At 60.9% G+C, this 19518-nt stretch carries 13 protein-coding genes and 2 tRNA genes; 9 read left to right on the plus strand and 6 right to left on the minus strand.

The window, feature by feature from the left end; translation table 11 throughout:
• Nucleotides 1–14 precede the first annotated feature (14 nt).
• On the plus strand, nt 15–827 hold the full coding sequence (cmrA, locus tag UL81_RS08935) for a mycolate reductase (RefSeq protein ID WP_046453504.1): 813 nt from the start codon (nt 15–17) through the stop codon (nt 825–827).
• Here cmrA and UL81_RS08940 read toward each other — a convergent pair.
• On the minus strand, nt 824–2323 hold the full coding sequence (locus UL81_RS08940) for an alanine/glycine:cation symporter family protein (RefSeq protein WP_035105844.1): 1500 nt from the start codon (nt 2321–2323) through the stop codon (nt 824–826). The genes cmrA and UL81_RS08940 overlap by 4 nt on opposite strands.
• 245 nt (nt 2324–2568) lie before the next feature.
• On the opposite strand from UL81_RS08940, the gene orn reads away from it, so the two are divergent.
• From orn to UL81_RS08960, 4 genes are all read left to right on the plus strand, one after another.
• Nucleotides 2569–3216: an oligoribonuclease gene (gene orn, locus UL81_RS08945; RefSeq protein ID WP_035105843.1), complete on the plus strand. Its 648-nt coding sequence runs from the start codon at nt 2569–2571 to the stop codon at nt 3214–3216.
• Nucleotides 3217–3265: 49 nt separating this feature from the next.
• Nucleotides 3266–3341, plus strand: a tRNA-His gene (locus UL81_RS08950).
• A 283-nt stretch (nt 3342–3624) separates the two neighbouring features.
• A complete protein-coding gene (locus UL81_RS08955) occupies nt 3625–4275 on the plus strand; it encodes a hypothetical protein (protein ID WP_035105841.1) in 651 nt (216 codons plus the stop codon).
• Nucleotides 4276–4392: 117 nt separating this feature from the next.
• Nucleotides 4393–4983, plus strand: coding sequence for a hypothetical protein (locus UL81_RS08960; RefSeq protein WP_035105839.1), 591 nt, complete (start codon nt 4393–4395; stop codon nt 4981–4983).
• Between the two features lie 22 nt (nt 4984–5005).
• On the opposite strand, the gene UL81_RS08965 is transcribed toward UL81_RS08960, so the two are convergent.
• Nucleotides 5006–6214, minus strand: a complete 1209-nt coding sequence (locus tag UL81_RS08965; protein WP_046453505.1) for a L,D-transpeptidase — start codon at nt 6212–6214, stop codon at nt 5006–5008.
• A 270-nt stretch (nt 6215–6484) separates the two neighbouring features.
• Here UL81_RS08965 and UL81_RS08970 point away from each other — a divergent pair.
• A tRNA-Lys gene (locus UL81_RS08970) sits at nt 6485–6557 on the plus strand.
• 131 nt (nt 6558–6688) lie between these two features.
• Here the strand turns inward: UL81_RS08970 and UL81_RS08975 are convergent.
• Nucleotides 6689–7975 (minus strand): glutaminase, encoded by a 1287-nt coding sequence (locus tag UL81_RS08975; RefSeq protein ID WP_035105837.1) that lies wholly within the window; start codon nt 7973–7975, stop codon nt 6689–6691.
• A gap of 36 nt (nt 7976–8011) precedes the next feature.
• Here UL81_RS08975 and UL81_RS08980 point away from each other — a divergent pair, with 36 nt between their 5' ends.
• Nucleotides 8012–8557 carry a nicotinamidase gene (locus UL81_RS08980; protein WP_035105835.1) on the plus strand — a complete coding sequence of 182 codons (546 nt, stop codon included), beginning with the start codon at nt 8012–8014 and terminating at the stop codon, nt 8555–8557.
• A gap of 45 nt (nt 8558–8602) precedes the next feature.
• On the opposite strand, the gene UL81_RS08985 is transcribed toward UL81_RS08980, so the two are convergent.
• A complete protein-coding gene (locus UL81_RS08985; protein ID WP_035105833.1) occupies nt 8603–8881 on the minus strand; it encodes a DUF3618 domain-containing protein in 279 nt (92 codons plus the stop codon).
• Between the two features lie 153 nt (nt 8882–9034).
• Here UL81_RS08985 and bcp point away from each other — a divergent pair, with 153 nt between their 5' ends.
• Nucleotides 9035–9505: a thioredoxin-dependent thiol peroxidase gene (gene bcp, locus UL81_RS08990; RefSeq protein WP_035105951.1), complete on the plus strand. Its 471-nt coding sequence runs from the start codon at nt 9035–9037 to the stop codon at nt 9503–9505.
• 3 nt (nt 9506–9508) lie between these two features.
• Complete coding sequence (locus UL81_RS08995) at nt 9509–10153, plus strand: TetR/AcrR family transcriptional regulator (RefSeq protein ID WP_035105832.1); 645 nt, start codon at nt 9509–9511, stop codon at nt 10151–10153.
• Here the strand turns inward: UL81_RS08995 and acpS are convergent.
• A complete protein-coding gene (gene acpS / locus UL81_RS09000) occupies nt 10150–10560 on the minus strand; it encodes a holo-ACP synthase AcpS (protein ID WP_236684461.1) in 411 nt (136 codons plus the stop codon). The genes UL81_RS08995 and acpS overlap by 4 nt on opposite strands.
• The gene (locus UL81_RS09005) at nt 10557–19433 is read right to left on the minus strand and encodes a type I polyketide synthase (RefSeq protein ID WP_046453506.1); all 8877 of its coding nucleotides are present in this window, start codon (nt 19431–19433) and stop codon (nt 10557–10559) included. Before UL81_RS09005 ends, acpS begins: the two co-directional genes overlap by 4 nt.
• Nucleotides 19434–19518 lie beyond the last annotated feature (85 nt).

Below are 19518 nucleotides of genomic sequence, written 5' to 3' on the forward strand. Positions count from 1 at the left end.
TTAAGGAAGAATTCATGGCTACTTCGAATGGACTGCCCTCCCCCACCCGCAATTCCTACGCGCTGATTACCGGTGCTTCCCAAGGCATCGGCGAGGCTATGGCCAAGGACCTGGCCTCCCGTGGTCACAACGTGATCCTGATTGCGCGGCGTCGGGAAGTGCTGGAGCAGCTTGCCGATGACCTCAAGCGCACTCACGACATCGACGCCATCGCCTTCCCCGCTGACCTGTCCAAGGCCGAGGACGTCGACCGTGTCATTGAGCTGATGGCCGAGCGGGAGATTTCCATCATTATTAACTCTGCTGGCATCGCTAGCTTTGGCAAGTTCATGGACCAGGACTGGGAGTATGAAACCAACCAGTTCGCACTCAACGGCACTGCGGTGCACCGCCTGACCCGTGCGGCACTGGATCAGATGCTGCCGCGTCGTCGCGGTGCCATCTGCAATGTGGGATCTGCTGCAGGTAACGTCTCCATCCCTAATAACGCCACCTACGTCTTCACCAAGGCCGGTGTGAATGCCTTTACTGAGGCCCTGCACTACGAATTAAAGGGCACAGGCGTGACCTGTACCCTGCTAGCCCCTGGCCCAGTGCGCGATGCGGTGGTTCCGGAAGAAGAACAGTCCATCGTCGATAAGGTGGTGCCTGATTTCCTCTGGACCACCTATGAGTCCTGCTCGCAGGAAACCTTGGCAGCGATGGAGAAGAACCAGCGCCGCGTAGTGCCGGGACCTCTGTCTAAGGCAATGAACACCCTGGGACAGGTACTGCCCACCCCGGTGATTGCACCGTTGGTGGGCAGCTTCTACTCGAAGATGAGTTAAGCGCGGCGGTTCTTTTCGCGCTCTTCCCAGAAGTTCGCGTTCTTAATTCCTACTGCAGCAGGATCGAACTGCGGGTCCTTGCCAGCCTTCTTCTGTTTTTCGTAGTCGCGCAGCACCTTCAGCGCCGGGACCTGCAGGATGAGGATGGCGATGATGTTGAGCCATGCCGTAGCACCCACGCCGATATCGCCGAGGGTCCATGCAGCACCCGGGGTGGTGGTTGCACCGATGATGACCGAAACAATGATGAGGACGCGCAGGATCCAGACCAGTGCGCGGCGCAGACCGTGGGACTTAATCCAACGGTTGAAGTAGGTCAGGTTGGTCTCTGCCATGTAGTAGTACGCCAGCACGGTGGTAAACGCGAAGAATGCAATAGCCAGTGCGACGAAGGTCGGGCCAACACCGGAAGCAACAGAATCCAGGCCGTTCTGAACATAGCCCGGGCCAACCGCAACGCCTTCTGGCAGGGAGCCTGGGTAGACGACTTCGCCGTCTTCGGACTCACCGCGGTAGACGGTGTACATGTCGGTGGAGATGATCATGAACGCGGTTGCAGAACAGACAAACAGGGTGTCGATGTAGACCGCGAAGGCCTGGACGAAGCCCTGCTTAGCCGGGTGGGACACCTCAGCTGCTGCTGCGGACTGCGGGCCGGTACCCTGGCCAGCCTCGTTGGAGTAAATACCGCGGCGAACACCCCACATGATGGCGACACCCAGCATGCCGGAGAAGCCAGCCTCCAGGTTGAATGCGGAGCGGAAAATCAGACCGAAGACCTCTGGGATCTGGTTGAAGTTCATGAACATCACGATGATGGACACCACGATGTAGATAACCGCCATGAACGGAACGACCATGGAAGCAAAGGTCGCGATGCGCTTCACACCACCGATAATGATGATGGCCAGGATGCCGGCCAGAACGAATGCGGACCAACCGACCTCGATGCCCCAGGCGTTGGACACTGCATCAGCCACAGCGTTGGCCTGGATGCCCGGCAGGAAGTAGCTAGTAGCCAGGATCATCGCGACAGCGAAGACCACACCGTAAATCAGCATCACAGGTGCTGCCTTGGTGTGCGAGTACGCCTTTTCGATGTAGTAAGCAGGACCACCGCGGTACTCACCGGTGTCGCGGTCCTTCTCCTTGTAGACCTGCGCCAGTGTACATTCGATGAACGAGGTTGCAGAACCCAGCAGGGCCACTGCCCACATCCAGAACACTGCACCTGGGCCACCAAAAGCAATAGCCGTGGCAACGCCCGCAATATTGCCGACGCCGACACGGCCAGACAGGGAAATCATCAGCGACTGGAAGGAAGAAACGCCGCTTTCAGATTTCTCACCAGAGGCAAGCTGGCGAATCATGTCCGGAATACAACGGACCTGCAGGAAACGAGTAACGATAGTGAAATAGATTCCGGCACCTAGGCACAAGAACACCAGTGCGGGTGACCAGATAATGCCATTGAGACTGTCGAGGAAATCAGCCATAGTCTGTGAACTCCTAAGTTGTCGCCACTCACGGGTGCGAGAAGCTGATGAAAAAATCATGCCCCAGAACACAGCCATAGGTGAGACGAATCACGCATAAATCTGGAAGTGTTCAACAACACGGATGAAAATTTATCCTTCAACCGGGGATTATTGGAGTCAAAGAAATTCCCCGCTCAACCACAGGATTTCGACAGATAACCAATAGGTTTACCCCCATTGAGGGGAAGGTAATACCGCGTAGAATGGTCCGCATGTCTGACAATGAGATTCCCGCTAAATACGATCGCCTGGTTTGGATCGACCTGGAGATGACCGGTCTGGACCCAGACCGCCACGTCATCGTGGAGGTCGCCGCCGTCATCACCGATGGCGAGCTGAACATCCTGGGCGAAGGCATCGACATGGTCGTCCACGCCACCGAGGAACAGCTCGGCGAGATGGACGACTTCGTGACCAACATGCACGCCAAGTCGGGCCTGGATAAGGAAATCCGCTCCTCTACCACCTCCATCAAGGATGCTGAGGACGCTGTCCTGGAACTTATCGCCAAGCACTGCGATCCGGCCCACCCTGCACCGCTGGCGGGCAATTCCATTGCCACCGACCGCGCCTTTATCCGCGCCTACATGCAGCGTCTCGACGAAGCCCTGCACTATCGCATGATTGACGTATCCACCGTCAAGGAGCTCTCCCGCCGCTGGCACCCGCGCGCCTACTACCACCAGCCCAACAAGGGCCTGGCCCACCGCGCACTACAGGACATCATCGAATCCATCCGCGAGCTGGACTTCTACCGCCGCAGCATTTTCCGCACCGACGAGGGCCCCACCTCCGAGGAAGCAGCCACCGCCAAGGATGAATCAACCGCTGCCTACCAGGCGTTTTTGTAAATTCCAGAGCGTGCGTTAATCTTATCTCTGCTGCTTTCGAGCAGCGATGGTGGCTGTAGTTCAGCTGGTAGAGCACCAGGTTGTGATCCTGGGTGTCGCGGGTTCGAGCCCCGTCAGCCACCCCAACGAACCCCCTGAGCTGCTACAACAGCCCAGGGGGTTAACTCATATCTAGACCATGTAGCTCTTCGTGTAGCTCTTGGTTCCGAAAACTACTAATTGTTCTACTGCCTGTTGCCCGGACTCGACCTCACAACTGAGGCCGGAGCCAGCTTTCACTTTGAGCTTCTCTCCACCGTTTTTACATAAAAGCAAAAAGTGTCTTAATTCACACGCTCCTGTGGCAGGGCGCACATACTGCCGCTAAGATTCTGCTTAAGCTCTTTGCTCCCGATTTCAGGATTACTCATGCGCCAGAATCGACCGCTTGCCGTAACTACCGCCCTCGTCAGCACCGCAGCTCTTATCTCCGCCTGTGGTTTCTTCGACGACACTGACGATGCTCCCGAGGCCAACGAAGCACCCGAGACTACGACCGTCACCAGCGAAGCCCCAGCTGCCGAAGAGTCCCAAGAAGAGACGGAAACCACCGAGGCAGAAGAAGACACGGAAACCTCTGAAGCAGAAGAGGATCCCGCCCCTGAAGAAGAATCCGATGACGCCCCAGAAGAGCGGGCACCCGTGGCAGAGAGTGTGAACCTCACTGCGCCAGCAGACCAGATCTCAGGTGAGTGTGGCACCATCGGACAACTTCGCTTCGGCGCTGACGGCGACGCATCGTGCGGCTTTGCCGCCAACGTCGCTAGCGCGGCTGTCCAAGCCGAGTTCCACGAGGTTGAGCGCGACCGTCATGCAAATCCCATCTCGAAGGCCACCGTGACGGCAACCAGCCCTATCACCGGTGAAAACTACGAAATGGACTGCATCGTTAATCCCCCCGGCAAAGGCACCACCTGCACCGGTGCTGATGGCGCCATCGTAGACATCTCACTGACTGAGCAGTCACATGGCCCGCTCGTAACCGGTGAACGCCCCGGCCCGCTGTACCTCAACTACTAGCCGCACTCCCATACGTGGCGAACAGCACTGTACTAGAGCACGAATTCCCATACCAGGACAGGTTTTTAGCACTAAAATCTTAGTAATCTCTCTACTCCCCTAACGAGGATTACTCTCATGCGCCTGTCCCGACCGCTTGCGGTAACCACTGCCCTACTTGGCTCCACTGCCCTACTCGTTGCGTGCGGCTCAGACGATGCTGACGATGGCCCACAGACCATCACCGTTACCAGCACCATGTCCGCACCCGATGACTCCCAAGATGACTCGGAACCTGATGACGACTCCGATACTGACCAGGATTTCGAAGCAGCCCAGGACGACGCGCCGGCTCCCGTCGCAGCTGATCTAAATCTCTCTGCATCTGCCGACCAGGTTGGCGGCAATTGCGGCACGATTGGGCAGCTGTCTTTCAGTGCTAACGAAAATACGTCCTGCGGTTTCGCAGCTAACGTCGCTAGCGCTGCGGCCGCGGCTGAATTTTATATTTGGACGCCTGATCCAACGGTCACCGGTGTGCCTGCAGCCGACATTACCGCGACCAGCCCCACAACTGGTGAAACTTACGAAATGCGTTGCTTGATCGGCTCCAGCCGAGTTGCAGGTACTTGCTCTGGTGGCAATGATGCTTCAGTAAGCATTACGAGAAACTCGACCGGACCCCTCTCTAGAGGTGAGGACCCTGGTCCGATTTACCTCAACCCTTAATGGCTTAGCGCCGGCGGGCTAGTTACTGATTCTCGTCGGCGTTGCCCTTGGACCACTGCTTCCAGGACATGTTCCAGTCGCCCAGGCCGTCTAATGGGTTGAGGGTGCCGCCGTTGGTGTTTTTGACGCGGACGATGTCGCCGCGCTTAACGACGTCCTGGAACCAGGCGGCTGCTTCGGTGGTGACGTTGATGCAGCCGTGCGAGGTGTTGGTGTTGCCCTGGGCCCAGACCGACCACGGGGCGGCGTGGACGTAGATGCCGGAGTAGGACATCTGGGTGGCGTAGTCGACTAGGGTCTCGTAGCCGCCGTCTTCTTTGGCCAAGCCGAAGGTCGAGGAGTCCATGAGCAGCTGCTCGTGCTCATCGCCGATGATGTAGCGGCCGTTCGGGGTATCCCACTGGCCATCGCGGCCCAGGGAGACCGGGATTTCGCGCAGCAGCTTCTGGTTACGGTAGACCTTCATGGTCTTGGTGGCATTGTCAACGATGCTGACCACGCGGTCACCGATGGTGAAGTTGGTCTCCGCATCGGAACCACCCATGACGCCACCGCCCAGGTCAGTGCCGTAGAGGTCAACCTTGACGGATACCTCGGTGCCCGGCTCCCAGTAGTACTGCGGGCGCCAGCGGACTTCCTGGCCATTAACCCAGTAGAACGCGCCCTCAACTTCCGGAGAGGTTTCGACCTTGATGGCTTCCTCGGCAGCCTCACGGTCGTTGACGTAGGCGCCAAAGCGCACGGCGATGACCTGGCCGACGCCGACTTCGGAACCTGGGGTGGGGGACAAGGCGACATCGGCAGTTGCGCTGGCCTCCATAGTGGAGAAGGTGATGTCCTTTTCCTTGCCGTTCTCATCCACGGCGGTCAGGGTGTAGGTGCGGTTGTAGCCGAGCACTTCGTCGGTGCTCCACTCCATGCCGTCATCGGAAAGCTTTTCTTCGACGACATAGCCGGACTCATTGACCATGGTGACCTCTTCCAGGCCCTCGCCCTGGGAAGTCACGGTTACTGGTTCGGATGGGTCGACGTCAGTGGCGCCGTCCTTAACGGAAATTTCCGGCGCCTTGTCCTTCGGCTTGTCCTGCGTCGTTTCTTCAGTCTGCTCTTGCTGCTGACCATCGTGATCTTCGGCAGCAGAATCGATCGTGCAAGCAACCGCTGCGATAGCCACTGCAGTAACAGTGGTCAGGGCAAGCAGCCGGCGGGTGAAGGAACGGGGATTAAACACTCGAGGCCTCTTGTCGCGGAAGAGGGGCTGTTAAATATCCACAACAGACTAACGCCTGCCTACACGTAATGGCTAGACAAGACGCGCTTGTTAATCCATTCGTTACCCAGAAATACCCCTAGTGCTTACCCCACGTACCTCTGCTAGTTCATGTAGTGTTCATATGGCTGCAGAAATACGTTATGACCTGCCGATTTTACAGTTTTTAGAAGAGGGTGTTAAAGTTACATCTCGTTGCACAGCAGGGCACACGCCGAAAGCTTGCAGCATGCGCCATTAGCTCAATTGGCAGAGCAACTGACTCTTAATCAGTGGGTTCGGGGTTCGATTCCCTGATGGCGCACAATAATCCCAGGTAGATGAAATATTCTACCTGGGAATTTTGCGTGTCTGCATTGTTGCCAGACACGGGCTAAGTAAAGAAAAAGAGCGGCAGTAGGCTACTGCCCTACTACCGCCCCGGTGCGAGTTTCCTTAGTGGATGTCGATGGTCTCGCCGTTGATTTGGTAGTCCTCGTGGTCGCCGACGGGGACTTCGGTGCCATCGGACATGGTGCGGTTGCTCAAGATTTCGTTCGGGTCGATGACTGCAATTTCGAAGCCAGACTCGCGGATACGGCGCAGGCCTTCCTTGAGCATGCGGCGGCCTATGCGGTGGGTGCCGGCAACGTGGGAAAGCTCCAGCACGACGGTGCTGGTGTCGAAGTCGAAGTCGGCCAGCTCGTGCAGGATGGTCTCCGCAGCGTTGAAGTTGAGCTGTCCCTGTAGGAAGAACACGGTGAGGTTGTCGTCCTGCTCCACGTTACGAATCGGGGCAACACCGTAGCGCTCTTCAGTAGACATCAGGTGCAGGCCCATGTCCTTGGACAGCATGCGGAACGCATCGACGCCGCGAACGGAGTTGCCTTCCTTATTCAGGCGTGGCGAGAAGGTTGCCACACCCATCTGGCCGGGCAGGAGACCAATCAGGCCACCGGAGACACCGGACTTAGCGGGAATACCGACCTCGGCCATCCAGCGGCCCGCGCCGTCGTACATGCCAGCAGAGCTCATCACAGCCAGGGTCAGGCGACAAACGTCGGCATCGAGAATCTTCTCCCCTGTTACAGGCTGACGGCCACCATTGGACAGCGTCGCCGACATCACGGCCAGGTCGCGCACAGTGACCACGATGGAGCACTGCTGCGTATAGGTGGCCACGGCATCGTGAGCTTCATCTTCGATGATGTCGTAATTGCGCAGCATGTGTGCCAGCGACAGGTTGCGGTCGGACAGGTCCAGCTCCGATGCGCAGGTGTCATTATCGATGTGCAGCTCCCGGCCAGCCAGGCGGGAGAAGAACTTGCGTAGGCATTCCACGCGGTCTTCTGGTTCCGAATCCACGCCATTAATCAGCTGGGTTACGGCAATCGCGCCCGCGTTAATCATCGGATTGACCGGACGGTGGTCTTCCTGATTCAGTGAGAGCTCATTGAAAGCCTCACCGGAAGGTTCCATACCGACGATTTCACGCACGCGGTCTAAGCCCAGCTCCTGCAGAGCCAGAGCGTAAGTAAAAGGCTTGGAGATGGACTGGATCGTAAACTCCACGTCATCATCGCCAGCGGAATACACATTGCCCGTGGTGGTACACATGGCAGCGCCCAGCTTTTCCGGGTCGGCCTCGGCCAGCTCCGGGATGTAGTCGGCTACTTCGCCGTCGGTGTTGTCGCGGACGCGCTTGAGAATTTCTTCAAGGTAAAAAGGAATCGGAGTTTTCACTCTCTTTAGTCTACGGAAAGAACTAGGCTTTCGTGCATGAGTGCACAAACGCTAGTGGTTGTAGACGTTCAAAATGACTTTTGCCCAGGCGGTTCGCTGGGCACGGACCGTGGTAATGAGGTGGCTGCGGGCATCGCAAAGCTGCTGCCCGAGTATGAGACGGTCATTGCCACGCAGGACTGGCACATCGATCCGAAGGGGCATTTCAGCGAGAACCCGGACTTCGTCGATACTTGGCCAGTGCATTGCGTCGCTGATTCTGAGGGTGCGCAGATGCATCCTGCGCTTTCCGATGCCCCTTTCGCCGCCACCTTCCGCAAAGGCGAGTACACCGCCGCGTATTCCGGTTTTGAAGGCGAGTACGAGGGTGTCGGCTTGGCGCAGTGGCTACGCGAGCGCAACATCGAAGATATCGCGGTAGTCGGAATCGCCACCGATCATTGCGTGCGCGCCACAGTGCTGGATGCACTGAAGGAGGGCTTCAACGTCGAGGTGTTAAGCGAATACTGCTCGCCGGTGAGTGAAGAGCGCGCGAAAAAGACCTTTGCCGAACTGCAAGAGGCAGGGGCAAAGGTCGTTTAGGCGATTACTCCGGAACGTCGGCTAACGGAGCGCTGCGTCGCGAAGTTAACGGCGTTCCGCGAGGAGGCGGCGCAGCTCCTTGAGGTCGTTGGAACGACGGCGGGAGCGGAAGACGGAGAAGGCCACGATGCCGGCGACAGCAACGCCGATGCCAGCCAGGGCCATCTGCACGTTCTTGTCCTGCAGCTTGACGGTTGCAGCCTGCTTGGCGTCTTCGGCCAAGTTCTGCGGCTTGCTGCGGTCTGCCAACTCATCCAAAGTACCGGCCAGCTGGCGGCGGGTGCGCTCGATGTCGCGCTGGATGTCGTCAATAGTGCGTGCCACGTTAAAACTCCTGAATTGCTGAAAAGTTCACTTTTATGTTGGACAGTCTACAGTGCACGTGTACCTGCGTGCATGACTTGGGTTAACTGTGTCTTGTCCGCGTCTTGCCCGAGCGCCGGAAGTGCGGCCGGGGAGCAATGTATGGTTGTTATCATGACTGAAGCAACTCGTTTGGACGTTGGAGATACCGCCCCTGCTTTTGAGCTGAGCGATGACGCCGGAAACACTGTTTCTTTGAGCGATTACGCTGGCAAGCGCGTTGTGGTCTACTTCTACCCGCGCGCGAATACTCCAGGCTGCACCAAGGAGGCCTGCGATTTCCGCGATTCTTTGGGCGAGCTGAATGACCTTGGTATTGAGGTTGTGGGCATTTCCCCGGACAAGCCAGAAAAGCTGGCGAAGTTCCGCGAGGACCATGACCTCAACTTCCCGCTGTTGTCGGATCCGGATAAGTCTGTGATGACTGCCTACGGCGCGTTTGGTGAAAAGAAGAACTACGGCAAGATCGTCCAGGGTGTTATCCGTTCGACGTTCTTGGTGGAAGAAGATGGCACCATCGGCAAGGCTATGTACAACGTGAAGGCCACTGGCCATGTTGCCCGCGTGATGAAGGGGCTTGCTTAACCCGTGACCACATCCGACGATGCTGAGCTGCTCGTTCCCCGCCGCAGGCCTGCCCAGGCCCGCAGCCGGGAGCGTTTTAACCGGATCCTGCAGTCCGCACGCAGCGTGCTTGTCGATGTCGGCTTCGAGTCCTTCACCTTCGACGAAGTCTCCCGCCGCGCCGAGGTCCCCATTGGCACGCTGTATCAGTTCTTTGCGAACAAGTATGTGCTGATTTGCGAGCTCGACCGCCAAGACGTCGCGGACAACCTCGCGGAGATTGAGCGCTTTTCCCAGCATGTCCCGGCGCTGCAGTGGCCAGACTTCCTTGATGAGCTCATCGATCACTTAGCGCGTATGTGGCGTGAGGACCCGTCGCGTCGTGCGGTGTGGCATGCGGTGCAGTCCACCCCGGCCACGCGTTATACGGCTGCGGATACGGAGTTGCAGTTACTCCGCCCGCTCGCCGAAATTCTGGCGCCGTTGGCTCCGGATCAGGACTACGACCAGCGCCTGAAGCTGGCGGCATTTTTGGTGCACGCGTGCGTATCGATGCTCAACTACGCCGTGACCGAAACCCCGGAAAACTTCGACCGCGTGGTCGCCGAAATCAAGCGCATGCTCATCGCTTACCTGTTCTCCGTGGCTACGGCCGAACCAGAGGTCTAGTAACTGAGCAGCACCGTTGCGGTAGCGTAGTCGCCATCGTGGCTAATGCTCACACTCGCCTCCCACTTTCCCAAGGTTTGGGATACCGCACCAGCAATCGCGCCGTGCAACAGAATCTCCACCCGCCCCCACGCATCGGGGCGGGTTTCAATTTCCTCCCAGCGCACGTCGTGCTCCACCATGACGGGCGGTTGGCCGTAACGAGCCTGCGACCACGCCTTCAGATACGCCTCCTTGGCCGCCCAACGCCCCGCGAGGTGCTCTGCCCGGCGCGCACCCTTAGTCGCAGCCACCCGCAACTCGAGCGGGCTAAAGACCTGCTCGAATACCGAACCGGGGCGTGCTAATTGCTCGGCAAAGCCTGGCACGTGAACTAAGTCCGTGCCCACACTTATCCGCGGGCTCACTGCTGGGCCTTCGGGTCGAGCACGCCATCGACCAGTCGTGCGTCATCCGACAGAAGCACTGCAGTCTCGCGCTCATCGACATCGCCAGCACCCAAGTTGCGGTCCGCTGGACGGCTGTAGAGGACTGGTCCGCCGTACATGGCGGCATCGATAAGCTGCTGCCCTGCTGCCTCACGACGCTTCGCCTGCTCACGCCACTGCTGCGCCGCTTCTTCACCACGGGCTTGCTTGAGTGCCTCATAGAAGGCCTGCGGATGGACAATGGCCACCAGCGCGGAAACGTGACCAAAGCCCAACGAGGTCACCAGCCCTGCCTTCGGCGCAGTGCCGCGCAGGTCCAACGGCTGACGCAACCAGGTTAGATGGCTGTGTTGTTGCAGCTCCGGATCCACGCAGTCCAGCGAGCGATTCGGCGGAATAATGCCCTGGCGCAGCACCTGGGTCAGACCGATGACCTGGAAGGCCGCGGCACCGCCCTTCGCGTGACCCGTGAGCGACTTCTGCGAAATCACATACAGCGGATTGCCGGCACTGCGGCCCAGCTCCGCGGCGATGCGCTCGTGCAGCTTCGACTCGTTCGGGTCATTGGCGTTGGTGGAGGTGTCGTGCTTGGAGACAATCGCAATGTCATCGGCACCCACACCCAACTGCGCCAGCGAGGTAGCCAGACGGGAGTGCACTCCCCCGCGCGCCGCCGACAGCGCGCCCAGACCCGGCGCCGGGATAGAAGTATGCGCACCATCAGCAAAGGACTCGGCAAAGCCCACCACGCCGTGGACCGGCAGACCGTGCTCAGCTGCGAAATCACCGCGGGCCAGCAACAACGTGCCACCACCTGCGGATTCAATGAATCCGCCGCGGCGCCGGTCATTGGCACGGGAGAAGTACTTGTGCTCAATGCCCTGGGCTTCCAGCGACGCCGAATCCGCCGTCGCCGCCATATCACCGAAGCCACCAATGCCCTCAATGGACAGGTCATCAATGCCACCGGCGACCACGAAGTCGGCCTTGTGCAGGCGCAGCTTATCGACGCCCTCTTCCACCGACACCGCCGCCGTCGCACACGCTGCGACCGGGTGAACCATCTGGCCATAACCGCCGACGTAGGACTGCATGACGTGCGCTGCGACAACATTAGGCAGTGCTTCTTGCAGGATGTCATTCGGGCGGGCCTGGGCCAACAGCTTATCGATGTACAACGACCGCAGCGATTCCACACCACCCATACCGGTGCCCTGCGTCGACGACACGCGCGCCGGGTGTACCGCGCTGAGCAGCTCAGCCGGGCTAAAGCCCGCGGTCACGAAAGCCTCAACCGTGCACACCAGGTTCCACAGCGCCAGGCGATCCAAGTTGTCGAGCATGTCTGCCGGAATACCGTAGACCGCCGGGTTGAAACCTTCGGGAATCTGGCCGCCGACAAAGCGCGTCATCGCTACACGACGCGGCACCCTAATCGGCGAACCCGCCGGGCGCACAACCTGCCATTCCTCACCATCAAAGTGCGCGCTGGCACCCGGTGCGGAATCCACGAAGGACTGTGCAGTCTCGGCATCGGCCACACTAAAACGCAGCTCTTCATCCAGATAGATCGTGGTCAATTCTGGTTCGAGGTTATCGACCATCGGCATGTGCGGACCGAAGTCATCGTGGAATCGACGCACACCAATTCGGCCCAAGACCTCATCGTGGTAGCGGTCGTAGATATCTTCCTCAGCAACCGCCTCATCAGATTCCACATCCACCCAGCTGCGCGTGGTCTCATCCCAGGTAATCAGCCCGGTCGTCCAGGCCAGCTCGACCACACCAGCAGCGCTTAAGTCACCGCCGACCTCAACTTCAAAGCGAGTACGCGACGAGCCCAGCGGGCCTAACTCGCCCGCACCGACGATGACCACTATGTCCTCGAGGCGCTGAGTCAGACCACCAAAGTCCGGCTCGGTCTCCACGACTGCGGCACGCGGGCTCGGCAGTGCCTGCAAAGTCTGCGCGGGGACCGTGTCTTCTGGCTCGGAAGAAGCCTGGGCGTTCTCCGCATTTTCTGCTGCTTCGGCGGCGAGTTCCGGCAGGTTCAGGTTCGCCTCTGCCAGACCACCGGTGAAGTCGAGTGTTACTGGCTCGGAAGCAGCGCTCTCACGGGTGGAGGAGCTGGCAGCTTCGTTGACAAGGCGCTTCGCGATCTCTTCAGTGCTGTAGGTTTGCACACCGCGTTCTTCGACCAGGCCGACCAGTGGGTCGTTGCCGGCCATCAGGCCGGTGCCGCGCACCCAACCGATGTGCGCATGCGCCAAGGTCGTGTTCGCCGACCAGCGTGGTTCCACACTCCAGCGATTAACCAGGGCATCGAGTGCGGCCTTGGACTCGCCGTAGGCGCCGTCGCCGCCGAAGATGCCGCGGTTCGGCGACCCCGGCAGCACCACATGCAGGCGATGACCCAGGTCAGTTTGACCACCCAGGGTGGATAGTTCAGCGATGAGCTTCTCCACCGACCACAGCAGCAGACGCATCTGTGCCTCAGAGGGCGAACCGGCCTCGGCCAGGGTGCCGTGCACCGACGGTGCGGCAAATGGGTAGAGCAGGTCTGGAACCAGTGCAGGCTTGACGACCTTCGACGAGGCACCCACCGTGGTGGTCTGCTCGTTGCCAATCCACTGCGCAAGAGCCGACACGTCCTGGAAGGAATTCAGGTTGGCGGGTGCGACCCACAGTGCGGCCTCACCGACAGCATGCTCACGGTAGAGCTGCTTGTAGAACTCCAAGCGGTCATGGTTCAGGCGCGAACAGGTCGCGACAACCGTGGCACCTTCAGAGAGCAATTCGGCCGTGACTGCAGCGGCAATCGAACTCGGCGACGCACCAGTGACAACGGCAACCTTGCCGTGCTGTTCTAGCTCGCTCGCACTGCTGCGAGCCTGCTCTGCCAGGTCACCAAAGCCGAGATACTCGGCCATCGCGGCGACCTCTTCGCCGGTACCGCGCAGATCCAGCTCGGACGAATCGATAACACCGGCAGCGGCGCGGGCAAGGTCTTCGCGGGCAGAGGCCCATCGGTCATCGAGAAGCACTGCGCGCTTCTCATCGAAAGTAGGCGTGACCAACTGCGGCCAGTCCGGCCCCAGTTCCTGGGTGACCAGGTCCTGCAATGCATCAGCATCGGAAGTATCGATGCTCTCCTCCCCTGCCTGCTCCTCAACACCGAGGCGACGCAGCAGGGTGCGGGCGGTCTCCGCTAGGTCAGCCGTGAGATTCTCGCGCAGTTCGCTGAGTGCTGCGGAATCGACCATGGCATCGCTGCTGGCACCCGCGCTAGGCAGGGTGACTTCGATGCCGACGCGTTGGCCGGCGGCGTGAACGGCGGCATCGATAAGTGCATCCAGCTCCCCGGCATTGCTTGCCGACGTCGGCAGCGTGGCCAGGTCACCACCGCGCAGGGATGCGCCGTCGCGGGTGCCCAGGAGGAGCTCCGCAGCAACGCGGTCAGCCCAACCGGAGTCCAGGCCCCAGGTTTGGGTGACGCGTTCGGTGATATAGGACGGCTTCTTGCCTGCCGGGCCAGTCAGGCTGCGCAAAGCCTCGCTGACCTGCGCGTCGAGGACCGGACCGAAGGCGGAATACCCCTTGGCCATCCCCTTGACAGTTTGACCCAACTGCGCAATCGGGGCGTCGGCGGCGCCATCGATGGCACCGAGGCCGAACTCGCTGCCGACATCGAGAAGCAGCTGATTGCGGCGGGAGGATACGCCCTCGACGAGGGCTTCAATGGTGTCGGTCGGACCCATCTGGTCCAGGCGCACCTTGGTCCACACGGCGACGAGGACTTCGGTGGCAAAGGCGGCATCGACAGGCAGGTCCGTGGGGCGCTCGGCAGTAGGTGCGGCTGCGGCGGCCGGTGCGGTCTGCTGGACGACCTCGGTTGGGGTTTCCTCCGGTTCTTCGGTGGCCTCGGGGGCGTCGTCGATGACTTCTGTCGCCGGCGCATCGACGGCGTCCTCGGCGAAGACAATGCCGCGGTCGCGCTCGATGTTGAGCACCTCAATCGGGTGGCCATCGTAATGCGGCAGGCGCAGGGTCTGGCCGAGCATATTTGCCAGCGTCGGGGAGCTGCCCACGCCGATTTCGACGAAGCGATCGGCGGCCACCTGAGTGCTATCTAGCAGCAGGTCCTGAGTTTCAATCCAGCGCACCGGCGAGGCGAACTGCCAGGCCAGCAGCTCAATGAGCAGGGTGCGGCCCAGGCGAACCGGGTTGGCTGCGTGAGCACCGAAATCAGCCAGGATGTCGTTGATGACCGGCGAATCGACAACGTCGGTGATGGACTCAACGAACTCGCGGTCCAAGGTAAAAGGACGGGCAACCAGGTTCGGGATGTAGCGGCCCACCAGCACGTCCAGGTCAATGTCATCTGGGATGAGGGATTCGAGGTGTTCGCGGAAGTCCGGCACGCCACCGAGCAGGTGCGAGGAGTGGAAAGGCACGTCAATGCCCGGGATTTGGATAAACGTCCGCTTGCCCGGCGTGCGCTGCTCGGCCACCTGGTGCAGGGCTTTCAGCCCGGCGCGGGTACCGGCCACGGCGTACTGCACGCCGTCGATGTTGTAGTTCACGATTTCTAAGAACTCACCGGTGTCCTCGCTGAGCTTTGCGACGAAATCGAATACCTCAGCCGAACCCAGCCCCATCTTGTTCGGGCGCAGTGCGGCAAGGCCGTAGTTGGAGTTACCGGCCTCGTCGCGATCGACCAGGCGGTGCATGGTGAGACCGCGGCGGTAGACAATCTCGATGACTGCTTCCAGGGAGAGCACCTGCGCGTAGGCGGCCAGGGCGTTGTACTCGCCGACAGAGTGACCGGCGAAGAAAGCACCGTTGACCAGAATGCCGGCTTCCTTCATTTCGGCGACCTGTGCGCAGCCGAGTGTCGCCATGGCGACCTGGGTAAATTGCGTTAAGTACAGCGCACCATCCGGGTGGGTGAATTCCTCGCCGTCGACGACCACGCGCGCCGGGTTGTTGCGCACGATTTCAAGCAGGCTAAAGCCCAGCTTGGCGCGGGTGTGCTTGTCAGCGCGGTCCCAAATATCGCGTGCTGCTGGCGATGCCGCATAGGCATCCATGCCCATACCGGGGTGCTGAATGCCTTGGCCCGGGAAGCCGTAGAAGGTCTTCGGCGCGGACATCGCGGCCAGACCGCTGAGTACCGGCACACCATCGACGGTGGCGGTCACGCGGCGGACTTCCCCGCCGTGGGCATCAATGCCGACGCGGGTGACCTCATAATCCACGAGCTGGCCCGGCAGAACCGGGTTGAGCATCTGGCACTGCCAGGACTCCAACCCCGCACCATCGAAACCGGCCGCCAACTGTCCCAGCGCGGAGGTCCACATGCCGTGGACAATGACACCATCCGGCAGACCAGCCAGGCGTGCGGCATTGTCGTCGCGGTGAATCGGGTTCAGGTCACCACTCACGCGTGCAAAGGCATCCATGGTGCGCGGTGCGCGCACGGAGACCTGATGGCGGAATGCCGGTGGGGTCTCACGGGTGGTTTCCACGCTTCGTAGCGGTGCGGACGCAGCCTCCTTGCCGCCACGGCCGCGGAGCAAGAATCGTTCCTTCAGCGTGGCCAAGGATTCGCCATTAGCAACCAGTTCGACGTTAACGTACAGCTCACGGCCCATTTCAGTATCGTGGGCTTCACCCGCGGTGGCGGTGGCCTGTACTTCGACTGGCCCAGCGCTTAAGTCTGGAAGCTCGTCATGCAGGGTAAGACCGTGCTCGAGGTGAACCAGGTCCAGCAGGCCCTCGACGACTGGAATGCCATCCTTGGTCTGCGCATCAGCAATGACCGCGAAGACGGCTGGCCAGGCCTTGCCGACAAGTACGTCGGCGGCTTGGGCGCCGAGGGCAGCATCGGCAGGTACGCATCCTGCGGTCACCGCGTTGTAGCTGGTCCAGCCCGCGGTATCCAGGCTCGCGGTGCAGGTGGCCTGGTTGCCAGTGACCTCCGGCAAGGTGCCGCCAGCAGCCATCGCTGCGAGTTCGTGCATGGCAGCCGCGGCGTTGGTGACCTCCGGAATGCCACCCGGAATGGTGGATTCTTGTAGTTCGAGGTTCAGCTCGCTGCCGGCCACCGGAACGCGCAGGGCGAAGGTGTTCTCGCCCGTGGCTTCCAGGGTTGCACCAGTCTCGTGTCCGAGCAGCACACGCGCCGGGTTAACGCGCTGCTTGCCTGCCCAGGTCACCGCTGGTGCAGCAGCGATGCGCTCGGTGGCATCTTCCTGTCGTTGTGGGCCGACGTCCTGAAGCTGCTGAGCCGCGGCGTCCTCGAAGCGGCGCAACAGGTCAGCGATGGGTTCGTCGGCGCTTTCGATGCCGGCCACGGCGGTGGTGCCGGGGATGATGCTGACTTCATCCGCCGCGTAGCGCTCGTCGTGGGCTTGCCAGAGGGAATCCTCACGCCAGCGGCGGCGGATTTCCGCGTCGATGACCGGCACGAAGTTGGCAGGCTTGCCGCGGCCTTCGAGCAAAGTGATAAACCAGGCGACGTCGCCGGGGTGGACGGGTAGGTCAAGCAGGTGGCTGTAGGCATCGGAAAGCTTTGCGATGCTTGCCTCCGGATCTTCTTCCTCCACCGTGACTGCGGCCTCGAACTCGCCATGGTCGACGGAGCTCAGGCGGGATTCGGTACGGGCGACCATCTCCACGAAGCGGGTAAACCAGGAAACATCGACCCACTTGCCACGGAAGGAAAGCTCCAGGTAGCGCTCGAGCCACTCGCGGTAGGTCATGTCAGCCACGTCGCCGAAGTAAGGCTTTGCGGTCGAGTTGAGGGCATCGATGATTTCGCCGCGGCGGGCTTGGATGGAGTCGGCATCGCCGGCGACTTCTTCGAGGAGGCGTCCGGTGCGTGCCCAGGCATTGTCGATTTCATGGAGGTCAGCGCCCAGCTGCGAGCGGCTGGAGACCACAGCGCCGGTGGCTTTGCCGGCCGGTGCCCAGCCGTGGTTGTCGCCGGCGGCGATGCCGGCGTTGGCCACCAGTGCCTGCTTGACGTCAGCAGACGCGGTGGATTCCTTGGCGGCCATGGCGGCGGTGCCGATCATGATGGCATCGACAGGCATGGCTGGGCGGCCGTAGGTTGTGGCCCAGGTGCCCAGCAGGTAGTCAGCGCCGCGTTCCGGACTACCGATGCCACCGCCAACGGCGAGGAGTACGTTGTCGCGCTCACGAATGTCGGCGTAGGTGGCCAGCAGGAGTTCGTCGAGGTCCTCCCAGGAGTGGTGGCCGCCGGCGTGGCCGCCTTCGACCTGCATGATGATGGGAGTATCGACCGCATCGGCGATGCGCAGGGTCTGCTCAATCTGCTGCACGGTGCCCGGCTTGAAGGCCACCCACGGGAAGTTGTCGGCGTGGAGCTGCTCGACCAGGGCGACGGCTTCGTCCTGCGGCGGGATGCCGGCGGATACGATGACGCCGGAAATCGGGGCACCGTTGGCGCGGGCCTTCGGGATGGCGCGCTGGCCAGCAATCTGACGACGCCACTGCGCAGCCGAGAGGTACATCGCGTTGAACTGCGCAGACACGCCCGGTTCGAGCAGCTCAGTGAGCTTAGCCAGGTTGGCATCGAGGATGGACGCGGGGTTCTGGCCACCACCGGCCAGTTCCGCCCAGTGGCCGGCGTTTGCAGCGGCAGCCACGATTTCTGGGTCGACGGTGGTCGGGGTCATGCCCGGCAACATCACCGGGGAATAGCCGGTGACCTCGCTAAAGCGGCTGCGTAGACGACCGTTCTCTACGTGTGGGAGGAACTTCTCCCAGGTGCCAGGGCGTGCAGGAGCTTGGCCGGCATCGAAAAGCTGTGCTTGGCCTTCGGTGCTCGACAGCACGAGCGTGCCGATGCCGCGGCCTTCCACCAGTTCCTTGGTCAGCGGCTCGACGCCGTTGGCAGGGCCGCATTCGAAAATCAACTCAGCACCAGCATCAGCGGCTTCGGTGACCCGTGCCGGCCAGTCGACGAAGTCGGTGAGCACCGCGCGGGCGGCATGGGCTACGAGTTCGGAATCACGCTCGCACTGTGTGCCCCACTGCTCTACTTGCTGGACGGCTGCGGCCATGTCCGGGTGATGGTAGGCAGCGTGCACGTCCAGTGGGCTAAAGCGCGGGTTGAATGGGGTGCCGCCATGTTCTTTGTTTTCGACGGCCTTGGCGTCGGCTTGGGCTTGAGCTTCGAGGCGACGTCGAACCAGCTGGTTGCCCGCCGGAGCGCCGACGATGACGAAGCGATCCGCGCCGTTGCGCAGGCCGATAACCGCGCCGGCTTGAGTGAGCTGTTCTTCGCTAACACCGCTGACGGCGAGCATGGCAGGACCCTCGGAGGTGCTGCGCAGGCCGGTAGCACGAGCGTGCAGGCTAATCGCAGCGCCGATGAGCTGTGCAATGGCCAGCGATTGTGCCGGGGTGGCCTCGCCACGGGCAACGAGCGCGGCGAGTTCGCCTTGGGAGTGCCCGATTGCGGTAACGGCCTTCGAGGTATCCAGGCCTTGTCCCTGCAGGGATTCCACGACGGCGAGCTGAGCAAAGAGGATGCCCGGGGTGGAGATAGCGGGGGCGGCGGCATCGTCAGGCTCATCGCGGCGGGCCCACAGCAGGGGATCGAAACCCTGCGGGGTGGCGACGTCGATATCTGCTTGCACGGGGCGCAGGATGTCGGACGCCTCGGCCAGGTAGTTGGCCAATTGTCCACCCACGCCGGAGGCTAGGGCACTGCGCAGCGTCGGCAGCCACGGGTATCCCTGCCCGGAGAAGGACAGAGCGAAAGCTGGCTGGGAATCAATCAGGCGCTGGCCGTTAACCAGGGAATTCTGGGCACTATTCACGATGCGTGCTGCTCCTCAGGACTTAAAAGAAAGTGCAGAAAAAGTTTCGCTTAGGAAAAATCTGAAACCCTAGCATGCCACAAAA

The sequence above is a fragment of the Corynebacterium camporealensis genome (assembly GCF_000980815.1).
In the GTDB taxonomy this organism is placed as follows: domain Bacteria; phylum Actinomycetota; class Actinomycetes; order Mycobacteriales; family Mycobacteriaceae; genus Corynebacterium; species Corynebacterium camporealense.